At 46.7% G+C, this 16,187-nt stretch carries 11 protein-coding genes; 9 read left to right on the top strand and 2 right to left on the bottom strand.

Translation table 11 applies throughout. From position 1 onward, the window contains the following. Nucleotides 1-4 precede the first annotated feature (4 nt). The 4 genes from AC0YN6_RS24000 to AC0YN6_RS23985 all read left to right on the top strand — a co-directional run bounded on the left by AC0YN6_RS24000 (nt 5) and on the right by AC0YN6_RS23985 (nt 9,627). The gene (locus AC0YN6_RS24000; RefSeq protein WP_475749941.1) at nt 5-2,095 is read left to right on the top strand and encodes an alpha-N-acetylglucosaminidase; all 2,091 of its coding nucleotides are present in this window, start codon (nt 5-7) and stop codon (nt 2,093-2,095) included. A gap of 80 nt (nt 2,096-2,175) precedes the next feature. Beyond that, the gene (locus tag AC0YN6_RS23995; RefSeq protein ID WP_475749940.1) at nt 2,176-3,717 is read left to right on the top strand and encodes a response regulator; all 1,542 of its coding nucleotides are present in this window, start codon (nt 2,176-2,178) and stop codon (nt 3,715-3,717) included. Beyond that, nucleotides 3,714-5,420: a sensor histidine kinase gene (locus AC0YN6_RS23990; protein ID WP_475749939.1), complete on the top strand. Its 1,707-nt coding sequence runs from the start codon at nt 3,714-3,716 to the stop codon at nt 5,418-5,420. The genes AC0YN6_RS23995 and AC0YN6_RS23990 overlap by 4 nt, the downstream gene beginning before the upstream one ends. Nucleotides 5,421-5,685: 265 nt before the next feature. Beyond that, on the top strand, nt 5,686-9,627 hold the full coding sequence (locus AC0YN6_RS23985) for a discoidin domain-containing protein (RefSeq protein ID WP_475749937.1): 3,942 nt from the start codon (nt 5,686-5,688) through the stop codon (nt 9,625-9,627). A gap of 636 nt (nt 9,628-10,263) precedes the next feature. Here the strand turns inward: AC0YN6_RS23985 and AC0YN6_RS23980 are convergent. After that, on the bottom strand, nt 10,264-11,145 hold the full coding sequence (locus AC0YN6_RS23980; protein WP_475749935.1) for an AraC family transcriptional regulator: 882 nt from the start codon (nt 11,143-11,145) through the stop codon (nt 10,264-10,266). Nucleotides 11,146-11,283: 138 nt separating this feature from the next. Here AC0YN6_RS23980 and AC0YN6_RS23975 point away from each other — a divergent pair, with 138 nt between their 5' ends. The 5 genes from AC0YN6_RS23975 to AC0YN6_RS23955 all read left to right on the top strand — a co-directional run bounded on the left by AC0YN6_RS23975 (nt 11,284) and on the right by AC0YN6_RS23955 (nt 14,488). Then, on the top strand, nt 11,284-12,366 hold the full coding sequence (locus AC0YN6_RS23975) for a fatty acid desaturase (RefSeq protein ID WP_475749934.1): 1,083 nt from the start codon (nt 11,284-11,286) through the stop codon (nt 12,364-12,366). A gap of 27 nt (nt 12,367-12,393) precedes the next feature. Then, nucleotides 12,394-12,573 carry a hypothetical protein gene (locus AC0YN6_RS23970; protein WP_475749933.1) on the top strand — a complete coding sequence of 60 codons (180 nt, stop codon included), beginning with the start codon at nt 12,394-12,396 and terminating at the stop codon, nt 12,571-12,573. 143 nt (nt 12,574-12,716) lie between these two features. After that, nucleotides 12,717-12,902 (top strand): hypothetical protein, encoded by a 186-nt coding sequence (locus tag AC0YN6_RS23965; protein ID WP_475749931.1) that lies wholly within the window; start codon nt 12,717-12,719, stop codon nt 12,900-12,902. Between the two features lie 15 nt (nt 12,903-12,917). Next, complete coding sequence (locus tag AC0YN6_RS23960) at nt 12,918-13,241, top strand: MocE family 2Fe-2S type ferredoxin (protein WP_475749929.1); 324 nt, start codon at nt 12,918-12,920, stop codon at nt 13,239-13,241. Between the two features lie 8 nt (nt 13,242-13,249). Beyond that, nucleotides 13,250-14,488 carry an NAD(P)/FAD-dependent oxidoreductase gene (locus tag AC0YN6_RS23955; protein ID WP_475749927.1) on the top strand — a complete coding sequence of 413 codons (1,239 nt, stop codon included), beginning with the start codon at nt 13,250-13,252 and terminating at the stop codon, nt 14,486-14,488. A gap of 317 nt (nt 14,489-14,805) precedes the next feature. On the opposite strand, the gene AC0YN6_RS23950 is transcribed toward AC0YN6_RS23955, so the two are convergent. Then, nucleotides 14,806-15,171, bottom strand: coding sequence for a hypothetical protein (locus tag AC0YN6_RS23950; RefSeq protein WP_475749925.1), 366 nt, complete (start codon nt 15,169-15,171; stop codon nt 14,806-14,808). Between the last annotated feature and the right edge of the window lie 1,016 nt (nt 15,172-16,187).

Here is a 16,187-nt window from a genome sequence, read left to right as displayed (position 1 = left end):
AATAATGAACGACCATGCGGTTATTCAGCTCATAGAGCGGGTTATCGGGAAGTCAGGCGCTGCCCAATTTCGCTTAGAATTTATCAGTCAGGAAAATGACCGGGATATATTCGAAATAAGCGGCGAAGGAGGTCACATTCTCCTGAAGGGTTCGTCCACGAGCGCACTGACCTCCGGTTTCCATTGGTATTTAAAGCATTGCTGCAACATGCAGCTCTCTTGGTGCGGAGACAATATGGCTGCTCCAGAGTCGCTGCCGATTCCGGAGGAACCGATTCGTCAGGTAACTCCATATGCAATCCGCTATTATTTGAACTACTGCACGTTTTCCTACTCGATGCCGTTCTGGACTTGGGAGCGATGGGAGAAGGAAATCGATTGGATGGCCTTAAATGGGATTAATCTCGCTCTTAATATCGTCGGACAGGAAGAAGTATGGCGAAGAACGCTGCTTCGTCTGGGCTATACGGAGCAGGAGGTGGCTGCGTTTATTTGCGGTCCTGCGTTCTTCTCCTGGCAATGGATGCAGAATATGACGACCTGGGGAGGGCCATTGCCGGAATGGTGGTACGAAGAGCGAGTCGCTCTTGCTAACCGAATGAACAAACGGATGCTTAGCTTGGGTATCTCGCCGATTCTGCAAGGCTTCAGCGGCATGATGCCGCGCGGATTCAGAGAGAAATATACGGAATCAAATGCCGTCGATCAAGGCAAATGGTGCAATTTCAATCGTCCCGATCTTTTGCTGCCGAATGATCCGCTATTTGAACCGTGCGCACATGCCTTCTATGAAGAGCAGCGGAAGCTGTTCGGCTCGGATATACATCACTACAGCATGGATCCTTTCCATGAGGGCGGCAATGCAGAAGCGATTGATCTTGCTGACTATGCGCAGCGCGTTCAGCGGACGATGCTCGAGCAAGACCCTGATGCCGTATGGGTGTTCCAAGCATGGGAAGGAAACCCGAAGAAAGAGATCTTGATGAATGTGGATTCGAAGCATGCTTTGGTCTTGGATCTATGGTGCGAATCTAAACCCGCTTGGAAGTCGTCCGAAGCTTTCTATGGCATTCCATGGGTATGGTGCATGATTCAAAATTACGGTGGAAAAAACGGTCTGTTCGGCAATTTGGATACGCTCGCAGCCGATCCATTGTCTACGCTTCATAATCCGGAAGCCGGCAATATGAAAGGGATTGGGCTGGCAATGGAGGGGATCGGGACGAATCCTGTCATGTACGATCTGTCGACTGATACGGTTTGGCGTACAGGGGTCGTAGACGTCGAAAGCTGGCTCAGCGGCTACATTAAGCGCAGATACGGCAGTGTGCAGCCGCAGGCAATAGAAGCATGGCAGTTGTTGAGAAACAGTGTTTATGGCTGCCAATCGGTTCAACAAGGCGCATACGAATCGTTAATCTGCGCGAGACCGGCTCTAAAGATTGAGAACGTCTCCAATTGGGGACCGAAAACAATGCCATATCGGACCGAAGACGTGCGACAAGCTTGCTTGAAGCTGCTTGCCTGCTATGACTCCTGCAAGGATTATGAAGGTTACTTATATGATTTGGTTGACGTGACGAGGCAGTGCTTGGCAGATCTGTCGAGAGACTATCATCGCAATATGGTTGAGGCTTTCCTTGATCGTGATCGGGAGCGTTTTGAGTGGGAGTCAGTAAAGTTCCTGAATCTCGTTGAGCTGCAAGATCAGCTGCTCGGAACGAGACAAGAGTTTCTGCTCGGTTCATGGCTGAAAGAAGCGAGAGAAATGGGCAAGACAGCGGAGGAGAAAGATTGGCTGGAATTCAATGCCCGGACGTTAATTACGTTGTGGGGACCGGAGCCATCTGCACTTGTGCTGCACGAGTACTCTCATCGCGAGTGGGCAGGCCTGATCGAGGATTTCTATTTGCCGCGCTGGAGGATGTTTGTCTCAAGTTTGGAAACTGCTCTCGACAATGGGGAAGAGCCTGAAGAGATCGATTGGTATGCTTGGGAGTACGAGTGGACGAAGCAAACGAATTCGTTTTCGTCGGAAACGAAGGGCTCGATCCTTGAAATCGTAGAAGTAATTGCTCATGCCTATTTGCAATAGAATACAGTCTTCAATCTCAAGATTGAAGACTGTTTTTCTCTTTCGTTTTGGTACAATGATAAGCAAGGGAGGGACTTCGCATGTTCCATTTGCTAATAGCCGACGATAATAAGGATGAGAGGGACGGCGTCAAGTTTCTAATTGAAAAGTTCGGGTTCCCGCTGCGAATCAGCGAAGCGAGGAACGGGCGGGAAGCGCTAGCTTTCATACAGAACAACGCGATTGATCTTCTATTGACCGATATCCGCATGCCGTTTGCGAACGGTCTGGAATTGGCAGCAGAGGTTCGAACAAAACAGCCTAATGTGAGAATTATAATTCTAAGCGGTCATGGTGAGTTCGAATACGCGAAGAAAGCGATATCGCTACATGTGACTGAATACTTGCTTAAACCAATTGAACCGGAAGCGCTGCGGGAGCTGTTGTCGCGCGTTATTGAGCAGTGCATGGAGGACGCGAGCAAGAGGCTCGCGGAGTACGAGCAGCGCAAAGAAAAGCTCCTAATGTCCATCGTTAACGGATCCGACTCCCGGCAGCAGCTGCCCGATGCTGAAAGCCTCACTTCATTAGGCTTTCAGGGGAAATGGATTCAGATGATTCTGATTGAATTTAGAACCGCGTACTTAGATGGACACTTAGCGTCGTTTAATGAATATCTCCGCGTGCGATTAACGATGGATTACGAGCTACTTAATTTAAACGATAAACAGTGCGTACTCTTTCTGATGCATAACGGACCGGATATCGGATACGACCAGAACGCCTTATTATGGGATGATACGAAGCAGTTTTTGGAGCAGGGGGCTCACGTATTTCACATGGTATTCGGCGGATTAGTCTCCGAACTCGCCGCATTGCGCGAGGAATATGACCGGCTGGAGCAGATGCTGGAGCTTTCCTTCTTCACCACAGACAGCACAGCCTGGATGGTGGACCGTGATGCTCAGGTTTACAACCCTTCCTACGAAATTATTGACGCGCTATTGAAACGAATTCTAGGCAACGTTGAACATGGAGAGACTCAAATCGCAATTGAGAATATCGAGTTGCTGGAGTCCGCGCTTCGCCAAAGCGGCAGCTTAAGCCAAATGTACGTCAAGCATCTCTTTATCGAGATTGTGAAGAAGGTATATGACGTACAAGGCAGGGAGAAGAAGCACGAGAACATAAAAACCGCCGTGGAGCGCGTGTTTCTAAGCGAGCACGTCCAAGAAATCAAGCAAATCGTATACGGCGCGCTGATGGAGGCAGGCTCGAAGGCAGGCTCGAAGGCAGGAGTCCCGGACTCGGATTATCGCAAGCGGGCGATCGATCAAGTGATCAAGCTGATTGAGAAAGAGTACGGCAATGAGCTCACGCTCGAGTATCTCGCGGAAAAAGTACATCTTTCGGTCAGCTACTTGAGCCATCTGTTTAAGAAAACGATGGGCAAAAGCATCGTGAAATATATAAACAAATGCCGGATGGAGAAGGCTGGAGAGTTGCTTGACGAGAGTAACTATAAAATTTCGGACGTCTGCCGCATGGTCGGCTTCGCTGACTTCTCTTATTTCGGCTTAACCTTCAAGCAATATTACGGAATTACGCCGACCCAATACAGAGAGCGGGTACGAACGGAGTGAGGCGGCTGCTTGCATATTTCAAAACTCTTGGTTTAAAGCGTAAACTGATGATTACTTATTTCGTTGTCAGCGTCATCCCGCTCATCGTTTTAGGTGTATTTTCCTATAAAACGGCCGAAAGCTATTTAAAGAAACAAGCGATGGTCGGCATGGAGTACACGAATGAGCAGATTGCGGTCAATATCGATCAGAAGATCAAGAGCTTAGGGGACTTCGTCGACTTCATGGTATATAACCCTATAGTCAAAAAAATTATGGGATACGAGCTGGGCGGCATTTTGAACTATACGAAGGAACTGAACGACAACATCGAGCCGACGATCTGGTACTACATCAACATTAATCGCGAAATCAAGGAAGTCGTCTTCTACTCGAAGTTTTCACCGAGACAGATTGGTAATTTCATCGACATGAGCGGCAAGGTTGAAAGTGAAGAGTGGTATAAGGAAGCAGGCGGGAGCAAGAAGACGATATGGTGGATGCAAGACGACGTCTTGTATGCCGCACATAACATTCAAAAGAGTGACAATATAACGTTTGCAGGCGTCATGCACATGAGACTGGATGCGGATCTTGTCTTCGAAGGGCTTGATCATTTCTCTTCAGGCGACTACGGCATTCTCATTATGGATAATAAAGGACAGGCTGTTTACAAAGGCGGACATGGCACCAACTTGAAAGCTTCGGTCCTCGCTCGTATGAAAGCGACTACAACAGGCCGCTTCAAAGTCGGCGGGACAGAATACATCCTCACCCGTAAGTCCATTCCGCATTCGGGTTGGACTTCGTATTATTACATCCCTGTTCGAAGCATGATTGTGAACACGAAGAGCATTCTCGTAGCAACGGGTACGATCGTATTGGCCTGCTTATTGCTTCTTGTTTTTGTCATTTGGATTTTCTCTATGACGCTTGTACGGCCGATTCTTTCTTTGAAAAAGAAGATGAAGCTCGTCGAAGGCGGAGATTTCGATATTCCTATATCAACGACTTCAAAGGATGAAATCGGAGATTTGACGGAAAGCTTCGCTGGCATGGTTAAGAAGGTGAAGGGGTTAATCGGGGAGGTATATGATGCACAGCTGCTGGAGAAGGAAGCGGAGCTTAAGGCGCTTCAAGCGCAAATTAACCCCCATTTCCTCTACAACACGCTATCCATGATGAATTGGAAGGCAATCCGTATGGATGCGATGGACATCAGCAAAATCGCGAATGCGCTCTCCAAGTTCTATCGCACGAGCTTGAATAACGGACAGCCGCTCACGATTGTCAAGAACGAAATTGCGAATATCGAAGCATATTTGGATATTCAGTTATCGCTGCATGCTGACAATCCGTTTCGCGTCGTGTTCGACGTTGATGATCGTGTATCCGAATACGACACGCCAAACTTTATCCTTCAGCCTATCATCGAGAATGCGATCGTCCATGGAATTGATGAGAAAGAAAGCGGAGACGGGGAGATCGTCATAACCGCTCAATTAGATCAGGAAACGATCCGCTTCGTCATCGCAGACAATGGGAAAGGGATGGAGCAAGAAGTCATCGATCGATTATTGGAAGTATCAGGTTCAGGGTATGGTCTTAAGAATGTCAACGAGCGGATTAAGCTCTTGTTCGGCCAAAAATATGGACTAAGCATCGAAAGTGAGCGAGGAACAGGAACGCGCGTGGAGATCGTCATACCTGCGTTGAAAGAGTGAACTGAAAACGGACAACTGAGTGTGATCAGGCACTCGGTTGTCCGTTTTTGCTGCATAGCAGAAATCTCATAACGGAAATCTCATAATGTTTTTTTTAATTTCAGACGCTATATTGATATCAATGCCCATACGAGAAAGCGCTATCATGAATTCCTTTATTAAGTTAGGAGGCTGATGCCTATTCAAATCGATTGTAAATGATAGTTAGTTACAACACGGAAAGTATGGGCAACTCTGCAGTTAATTTTTGCAAAGGGGATATGATATGAGAATTCGAAAGTACACATCGGTACTAAGTGTTATAGCGGTAGCCTTCTCCATGCTCATTAATTTTGGCGGTTCTGAGGTTGCTTACGCCGCCACCATGATCAATACAAGCATTACGAATACTCAGCCAAGTAGCGTTGATATGGCTTCCTTACAAAACATTGCATTAGGGAAAAGCTCTACAGCTACGGGGAATCCGAGCGGAGCACCTTATGCGCTACATGATTTCACGAATTTAACTGACAATGCAAGAAATTCTCCTATTCCATTAAAAAATAATAATGACGACAGCTTTACACAGCTTGGCGGTACTGCTGTTACGGATTGGAATATTACAACAGATTTGGGCTCGTCCCAACCCATCAGCATGGTGGTATTAGGCAGATATGCGGCACAATCATGGAATAATTTCAGTATTTCAATTTCGGATAATGGTACGGATTGGAGCCAATTTGGCACTGTACCTACATCTTTGCTAAACTCAACTAGCGATATTTATTTTGCTCCTGAAACACCCCAAACCGCACGTTATGTCATGATTAGTTTTCCATCGGCTCCAGCGTGGATGACAATTGACGAGTTATACGTGTATAAACAGGGCGTCGTCACCCCGCCGTCTACAGACTCTCCAATTGTGCAGAATCCATCTAATTGGACCCTTGCATTCGGCGATGAATTCGACGGACCTAACTTATCCGATCTGTGGAGCCCTTATTATTTCCCATACTGGGCGCACAGCGGCAATACCTCGAAGTCGGTTTACAATATCAATTCCGGAATATTGTCCGAAACCGTGTCGACCGCTTCCCCGCGCTGGGACGATCAACAAGAAGGCGGCTTCACGAATCCGGGAATGCAAGGCGGTATGCGAGATTACGTTCACATGTACAAAGGTTCGCTGGTTCAATACCGACATATGCCAACCGAAGATAAGTACGTGACGAAATACGGCTATTTTGAAATCAGGGCAAAACTGAATCCTGGTGCAGACAGCAAGCATTCCTCTGCATGGTGGATGACCGGCTTCCAGGATAAAGTTACAGATACGGCAGAAGTCGATATTGTCGAATACGGCGGAGCTAAGATCAACAATGAATACAAGATCGGCGGCTGGGTGTACCAATGGGACGACCCGAATTTGACCTCTGATACCGGTAATTACACGACTAGCTTCGATCCGTCAGCGGATTACCATGTATACGGGTTCGAGTGGGATCCGCAATACCTTAAATTTTACGTCGACGGCAAGTTAAAGCGAACGGTCAATAAAAGCATTAATTATCGCATGGCTACATTTCTTTCGTTCAATAACCACGGAGTAAGCGGCTCTTCGGCCATGAATATCGATTATTTCAGGGTGTATAAAAATAAAAGCCTGCCTGCGGATACGCCTGCGCCAACTCCGGCTCCGGGCGATAATTTAGCCAAGCTCGGCTATGCCTCAACGGTAGGTATTCCCGTCACGCACTATAAGAGCTATCCGCCATACCGCATGAATGACGGAGATACGAACACATTTTACAGAACGCCTAACAATACTTCGACTTTCCCGCAATATCTGTATTTGGATTGGACAAAGCCTCAAACGATCAATTCGATTACCTTGAAGAACAGATTCAGCAAGGATCAAGCTCCTACCGACTACGATATCGAGTATTCAGCCGATGGCCGTTTCGGATGGAAGCCGATCGCCCAGAACATTAAGCCGAACTGGCAGTATAACGATTCAACGCTAGAGTCGAACACGACCTCATTCGAGACGCTTACTGATGTCAAATATGTACGTATTAAAGTAAACGCTGCAAACAAGACGCTAGGCTACTTCTCCGTTTACGAACTCGAAGCGAGCTATAACGAGGGAGCGACTCCAGTTCCTGCTCCGACGTCGTATAACGAAAACTATGCGCCATACGCGACAATCAGTGCGACTAGCCAAAATAAAGATTATCCCGTAGGCGATGCGGCTGACGAAGTGATTGAAAGCGACTACCGAAGCGCATCAGCGCCGTCGATGCCGCAATACGTTACGATGAATTGGAATACGGGCAAGTCGATCAGCGAGGTCGCTTTGACTGTCGGCAAAGGGAATACAAACGCTCCGACTGACATCGACATCGAAGCCTCCGATGATGGAGCCAATTGGACGACTGTGCAATCTAACGTCAGTCTGAATTGGATTACATCGAATAAGCCTGAAACGAAATACCTTTCCTTCCCGACGCTCGTCAATAAGAAAGGACTTCGCATCAAAATCAACAACGCGAATATGACGAACAACTATTTTGCAATTTCCGAGATCGAAGCGAATTCGTTGGCCACACCGGAATCCAAGCAACGTCCACTGCCGACGATATCGAACTTGGCTCCGCTCGCTCAAGCTTCTTCGACCGGAGCAACCTCGGCCAACCCAGCCGCTCTTCTTAATGATGATTCCATCTCGACCGGAATGGTAAGCGTTGACAACCCAACGTTTCCGCAATATGAGACGCTGACTTGGACAACGGGACAAACGATCGGAAGCGTCAAGCTCTCCAGCTGGTTCAGCAAGGAGCAGGCGCCATCGGATTGGGAAATCCAAGTTTCGGATGACGGAAGCACGAATTGGACGACTGTCGCTACTTCGGGCAAAATAAATTGGGCATACAACACGAACACGATCGAATCCAGAACCGTCTCGTTCACGCCCGTAACGAACAAGAAGGGATTGCGGGTTAAGATCAACAAGGCTAATCTGACGTGGGCTCATTTTTCAATCCTGGAACTGGAAGTGAATTCAAAGAAGGCAGGTCAAGATGCTACAGCAAATGTAGCAGGTACAATCGGAGCGAACGATTGGTATACGTCAGATGCAACGGTATCCATGCCTGACGGCGCACTGTCGAACACTTATTCATTAACAGTCGTGCAAAGCGAGAATGGCACACAATCGACGAGCGACTTCGTTCCGTACACTACGCCAATTGTGCTTCGCGATGGCATATATGAAATGAAATACCGGACGACCGACCAAACGGGGAATATTAGCCCAATCGCAACAACGGTCGTTAAGTCCGATACCAAAGCACCAACGATTACGTTATTGGCAAATGGAAATCCGTTGGTGGATGGTGCTGAATTTGAGGCCAACCAAACTGTCAAGTTCGATTTGCAAAGCGAGGACAGCTTGTCCGGCATCGATTCTCAATCTATAACGCTGGATGGAGAACAATATGAACCTATTACGGCAGAGCCTTTCACATTGGCAGCCGGAGACCATAACATTATCGTTACGGCAAAGGATCACGCCGGAAACACGACGGTTCGCGAGTATGTGCTCAAAGTCGCTGCTGTGCAACATCAGCCACTAACAACATTGACAGGTCAAGATCAAGTTCAGGCAGGCGAGCCATTCAAAGTGACGTTTGGGCTTAGCTTGCAAAAAGAAACGATCTTTGCCCAGGATATCTCGATAGATTACGATCCTAATGTGATGACATTTGAATCTGCGGCACCTGTGAAGGAAGGCATTGTGATTCTGAAGCAGGTAAGCGACACGCCGGGCAAGCTGCGCTTTATTATTGCCAGTACCGGCAGCAACAATGGAGTTACGGGTCAACAGCAAAATATGGAGATTACGTTCCGGGCGAATGAGCTGACGCAACCGGCAGAGGGGGCCATCCAAGTCACCATGGCAAAGCTGGCTAATGAACTTGGCGAAGAGACGAACGCGTCTTCTTCTTCTCTCAGTATTCAAGTGAAGCCTACGCAGACAGGAATTCCGGGCGACATAAACCAAGACGGAAAGATAAGTGTCGGTGATTTGGCTATCGTAGCCTCCCACTATGGCAAAACGGAAGCTAGCCCGGATTGGGCGAAGATCAAGCTTGCGGATGTGAACGGTGACGGCAAGATCGATATTGAAGATCTTGCATTCATTGCAAAATTAATTCTCCGATATTAAGGGTAACCGCAAGTGAGATAGTCTCAAATTATGTACAAAGACGCTTCCAAAACCACTATAAAAGTGTAACTGGAAGCGTCTTTTCGAGCATGTTCATGCAACCATTTCACGATAATATCGAATACTATTGATCCTGCGGACATATCCCTTCATAATATGAGTCTTCGCAGCGATTTGTCTTGCACGTATAGTCAACGGAAGGAATTTGGAAGATACCACTGAAAGGAAAAATTATCGGAAATAGCAACGACCTGTAACGATAGATGGAAAGCTTTATGCACCAGGAACAGAGCTGAGTTTAGCAGGTCAGCTAGGCGACCATAGCATTGAAGTCATCGTAACGGATCAAGCGGGTCATTCGAGTACTTGGACTAAGATCTTCACCGTTATGACCAGTGCAAATTCGATGCAGCATCTGTTGGATGGATTTATTGCCTTTAACCACCGATGCAATTGCGATTATTGAGGCCTGGTCTAAGCAGTAGGCGTTGACAGCAATAAAAACAGACAACCGAGTGCCATTACGCACTCGGTTGTCTGTTTTCAGTTTACGATTCAAGTCGCGCCTATAACTCCGATCCCCGCGTTAGGTGCTTCGGCAGCACATGAAGGGAGAAATCAACAAACCTCTCCAAGCTAGTTCCGATCCCGGACCTGCTTCCGCCATTCGCTTGGCGAGCTGCCCGTGAGCTTCTTGAATACGGTTGAAAAATGCTGGCTCGTCTTGAAGCCAAGCTCCATTGCGATGTCTATAATCTGCCTGTCTGTTTTTAATAAGGAGCAAGCATGCTCCATTCGGATGCGCTCCATATAAGCGATCGGAGCTTGTCCATAGAGTTCATAGAACAATTTATAGAAATGAGAGACACTTACACTGACGGAGTGAGCCATGCTGTCGATCGAATATCTCGCTTCAGGATTGCGCGCAAACTCCTCGACAACAGTTGCAATGGCCTGCTTAAGCTCAGGATCAACCGGCTTGGCTGCAGGCTGCTGAAGCATCCCTAGCAAGATGTCCAGAATCTGATGGCGAGCGAACAGCTCTTTATTCGGCATATCGTCCTCGACCGTTGACTTCAATCGGGAGAATTGCTCCGCTACGCGTGGGCCAGCGCGGAAAATTCTCGGCATTTGTTTTAACTGTTCGGCGACGAAGGCTAACTCATCGTTGTCCAAACGAAGCCAGTCGCGCTCGCTTGATGGAGCTTTTAGAACGAACCACCAGATTCGGCTGGGCTCCAGATGATCGAACCTCGCCCGATGAAGCTCTCCCGGCCGTGTGTAAAACCATTGCCCTGCATTGACTGGATAATACTCACCGTTAATTTCCCATGTGATGTTTCCGTTCACAACGTAAACGAACTCATATCCCTGTTCGTGGCTATGGAGGCGGATAGGGTACGCCTCCGCAAGCTTCTGACAACCGAGCTGAAGAAGCTCGGGAACTCCATTTAAATCACCATTTCCATCTTCTAATCGATATACCCAGCGCATCGAAGCCAAGCCGAATTTTCCCATAGATCGTTAAGCCTCCATTTTGTTTCTGATGTTCCTATGTGTCTGATTTTATTTAATGAAATCTTGGAAGTCAAAGCGATTATGAATGTCTTACACTTAGGTCATCACAAATCGAAAATCAAACTAGGAGTGATGATTGTGAGCAAGCCGCGTAAGAGAGATTACAGTATACTAGGCCCGGAGCGGGAAATAGCGATTCAGAAGGGGCTTGTCTCCGCAGAGTGGTACCGATGTCCAGTTCCGAGAAAGCGCCTGAAGGAGCTGATGGTTAGGCGAGACGCTCCAGCCTTAAGGGACACGCTGCTCTGGATCTTGATCCAAATCGCAATGGGCTACATCGCTTATTTATCTTGGGGAACATGGTGGAGTATTCCTGCCTTTGCGTTATACGGGGCGATCTATTGTACGGCGGCTGTGTCCAAATGGCATGAATTCAGCCACGGAACCCCGTTCCGAACGGCTTGGCTGAATGAGGCAATGTATCAGGTGTGCTCCTTCCTTACGTTAGAGCAGGCAACGAACTTTCGTTGGACGCATACTCGTCACCATACGGATACGCTTGTCGTCGGAAGCGACCCGGAAATTTTCACGCCGCGTCCGCCGAAATGGCGGAAATTGCTTCATTGGGTCATTCGCTATAATGTGCTGATTCCTACTATTGTGAGATTGGTTACCCACTCCTTCGGGCACCTTACCGATGTTGAAAGAGAGCTTATTCCGCAGGTCCAGCACAACAAGCTGTTCTGGGAAGCTCGTATTTTCCTAATCGGCTACGGAGGACTGATTGCTTCTTGCTTCTATTTGCATAGCATTCTGCCGCTCATGTTTATCGGCTTGCCTGCGATTTATGGGTTTTTCCTGAATGCTTTCCTGATCGCCACGCAGCATGTGGGGTTGTATGAAGATAAGCTGGACCACAGAATTTGTGCTCGGACATTTTACACGAATCCGATCTTGCAGTTCTTCTATACGAACATGAATTATCACATGGAGCATCATATGTTCCCACTGGTTCCGTACTATAATCTGCCTGCTTTGCACGCGGAGATTAAACAAGATTGCCCGGCTGCGGCATCAAGCTTTCCGAGCGCTGTTCGAGAAGTCATCATTGCCGTCAAACAGTTGAAAAAGGATGCTTCGTACGTTGTTCCGCGGTATGGCCAGTTTGCAGAGAAGATCGAAAGAGGACAGCACGCAGGCGAGGAACCGCGTGTTGTCTAAGAGAGAGAAGGAAGAATACGCATTGAATTGAAAGTTATCAAATCCACATGTGGCATGTCCGGTACTTATCGCGAAATATTCAAGCGAATCGGGGAAGCAGGTTATAACGGTGTTGAAACGAATCTTCCAGCTGCTGAGCATAAGCAGGAGTTTATGGAGCTCCTTGAAGAGCATCGGCTAGACTTTATCGCGCAAGTTTATTCTTAGGCAGAGGCGTTGGAGATTGCAATCCGCCGAGCGATACATGTACATGCCCGTGTTGGACATCGCAAAGTCCTCAAGTTCCCCATCCAGGCGTGCCAGAGTTTTCGAAGGAGTTGGCGGTTCATGAGGGTTGGTGGCAGAGAATCGTGGAGCAGCGTGCGGCTCAAGGGGCAAGTGCATTGACGATGACCGCCGAGTTCGGGCCACCGAGCTACATGCCGACGCTTCCTTATACGAATCAGCCAGTTACAGATCTGTGGGACGTATGTTTTTGGATGGCCAAGCGGCTAGAAGCTACGTTTTCAAGCTGGGCGACACACAACAACACATAAAGGAGAGTAGAATCCATGAGTCTTACTACCAATTGGATTGAAGTATGCGACAGAGAAGATATCGATGAAGAAGATGTCATTCGGTTCGATCATGGAGACCGGACGTTCGCCGTATACCGTTCGGCAGATAGCCAGTATTATGCGACGGATGGTTACTGTACCCACGAGAAGTTTCATTTGGCCGATGGATTCGTAATGGGCAATACCGTTGAATGCCCGAAACATAACGGCCGGTTCGATTATACGAGCGGCGCCGCGAAACGGGCACCTGTGTGCGTTGCGCTCAAGACTTATCCGGTGAAGGTTAACAACGATAAAGTCTTCATCTCAATCGACTAGGAGGCATCATGGTGGATTCAAGAATGGTAATCATCGGAGCTGGCGAAGCAGGAGCAAGAGCTGCAGAGGAGCTTCGAAAACAGGGCTGGGAAGGCCCAATTACGTTGATTGGCAAAGAACGAAGAGCGCCGTACGAACGGCCGCCTTTGTCAAAGAATGTTCTGTCAGATGGTAACGAACCTTCTCCTGCAACGATTCTAGGCGAAGAGAAGTTAGCGGAACTCCGCATTGAGCTGATAACGAACCGATCCGTTGCCCGGATTGATCGTCATGCCCATTCAATTGAACTAAATGACGGCAAGCAAATTAGGTACGAAAGGATGCTGCTGGCAACTGGCGCATCCCCGCGGCGGCTGAACATCGAGGGCTCGGATACGAGCGGACTCTTGTACTTGCGGACGTTCGAGGATGCAATCGAGCTTCGATCGCGATTAAAGCCAGGCAGACGCATCGCCGTGATCGGGGCTGGCTTCATCGGTCTGGAAGTGGCGGCAAGCGCACGGGAAATCGGATGCTCTGTTACGGTTATCGAAGTTGGTCCGCGTATTCTGATGCGAGGCGTTCCTGAACAGATCGCGAATATCGTTGCTGCTCGGCATCGTAAGGCTGGTGTGGAGTTTAAGCTTGGTGTAGGCATTGGGCAAATCACACGAAATGGCGATGTACATTCTGTTGTTCTAGCAGATGGTACGACCATCCACGCCGATGGTATTGTCGTAGGTATTGGTGCTATACCGGAAACTGCCTTGGCCGAAAGCTGCGGCTTGAAGATTGAGAACGGCATTTATGTAGATGAAACGCTGACCACGAGTGACCCAGACATATTCGCAGCCGGTGATTGCTGCTCATTCCCGAATGCGCTGTACGGAGGCAAAAGAATACGACTTGAGGCTTGGAGAAACGCGCAGGATCAAGGGACACATGCGGCACACAACATGCTCGGTGGTACTGAGCCGTATAGAGATCTTCCTTGGTTCTGGTCCGATCAGTATGACCTCATGCTGCAAGTTTCCGGTTTACCAGATAGCGGTGTGCTGACGGTGTGCCGAGAAATAAGTGAAACGGACAAACTCTATTTTCATTTAGCAGAAGAAAATCGGTTAATGGCTGCCAGTGCTATAGGAATTAACGCCGGAATATCCAAGGAGCTTCGATTCGCTGAAATGCTTATTCGTAAGCAGATAATCGTGGATCCGAGCTCGTTGGCAGATGTAGGTGTGAGATTGAAATCGTTTTTGAAAGATTAACTCAGCATTATGTGGTCGGGGAGATGAGCTCCGTTGTCTCTCGATCACGATCCACTTTAGTAGTATGCAAATAGCAATAATAGCCACTTCTTGATACGTGCATGACCTTGCATATTCTTTTTACCGTATACACGGGAGACATCTGTTCTACAACTTTGTATCTACTTTTTGTACCTCCTTTATCCTGTGCGTTTTATATTATTTTAATAAGAAAAATTGCTGTACATCATAATTGAAATCTTCGTGTGTAATTAATAAAGTACTTTCTAAAGACTCATCAAAAAAATAAGTGTCACTTGGAAATTTAAGATAATTATTTAAGAGTTGCTCGGAGGAAATTTTGAAAATAATTCACGTCCTTGGTTAAACATAGGGTGATTCGCACTATTATAATCCCAAAACATAAATAGATGATTTGAAAGTGGAAAGTTGTTTGTTAATTCATTAATATCCATGATGGTTACATTAGAACGGAATGAATTCCATAAATACGTACTTGGTTCAGTATCATTTTTGTATTTCAAGTAGTTTGATTCATCTCCAACAAATTTTGAAATATACTTCTCCCTAAGCTCTGAAGATTCTGTAGATGTGAGTTTTACAAAATGACTCATTATTTGTTCTAAAGTAAACTTGTTGCTAGCATAATTTTTGATTATTTCTCCTAAAGGTGTATTCTCCATAATTCCTCCTGATTTTTAAAGCCGATACCTTATGATAGGTATCGGCTTAATTTTTTTAATTGTACCAATGATGACCTCTAGTTTGAGTTCCGTACATGATTACGTGATAATGAGGCTTGTTAAGTGGTTGATATCCTTTAGGTGTATTGATGTGTGCCTCTTCTCTTTTAACAAGTTTGCCAGGAGTTGCTCCAGAAGCAACTTTATATGCATCAGTTTGCAATGGGGAATATGTATCTTTATCCACTTGTGCTCGTAAAATAGCGTTTTGTAAAGTAATTCCGTTTAAGATATGGATACCGCCGCCCGCTGTGTCTTTAGTGGCAGCTGCGAAAATGGGTTTTTATAGAATGTTACGATTAGCACCTATATCTATAATCAATAGAAACTCCTAGTATATAACATGTGCAATAAAGAGATTCATTAGAATTGTAGTGTTATAATGTAAGCTGTGAGTACTTCCGTCGAAATAGGGAGTGTGGCACAAATGAAATATCGGAAAATAGTTGGTACAGGCGAAACCAAAGGCATATGAAATCGTTAATTACGAAGAACGAAAGGGATTACATATGACAGAGTAGAGGGTGAATCTCTGCTCAATTGGGTTTTAAGAACAGGTGGACTTCAGCAATCCGCGAAATATATGGCAAGGATGCATAAGACAATTCTAGAAAACAAAATTAGTGGTATATCGTATTACAAATCATTTTTAAAATATAATATTTTAATCGCAGATACGGTTACCTTAATGGAACAAGAAAGTGCGTCAGCAATCTTGGATAGATTAAAAGATAGAGACACATTGTGTCATGGTCATTATTACTGCTTGAAAGGGAGAATCCCCGAACGAATATCAGGTAAATAAGCGAGAAATATTTTAAGAAAAAAAGACTGTTTCCTCATAGTGAACTGTGACCCCGTTTGTGGACACTTAATAAAAAGTGCTAAGCCGAAAGTAGATGGCTCCTGTATTCGTCAGGAGTCATCTTTTTTAATCCCCATTGATAGCGAGATGT

This window comes from Paenibacillus sp. J22P15, assembly GCF_056269345.1.
The sequence above is the reverse complement of the archived record's forward strand: the minus strand, read 5'-3'. Positions and strand labels throughout refer to the sequence as shown.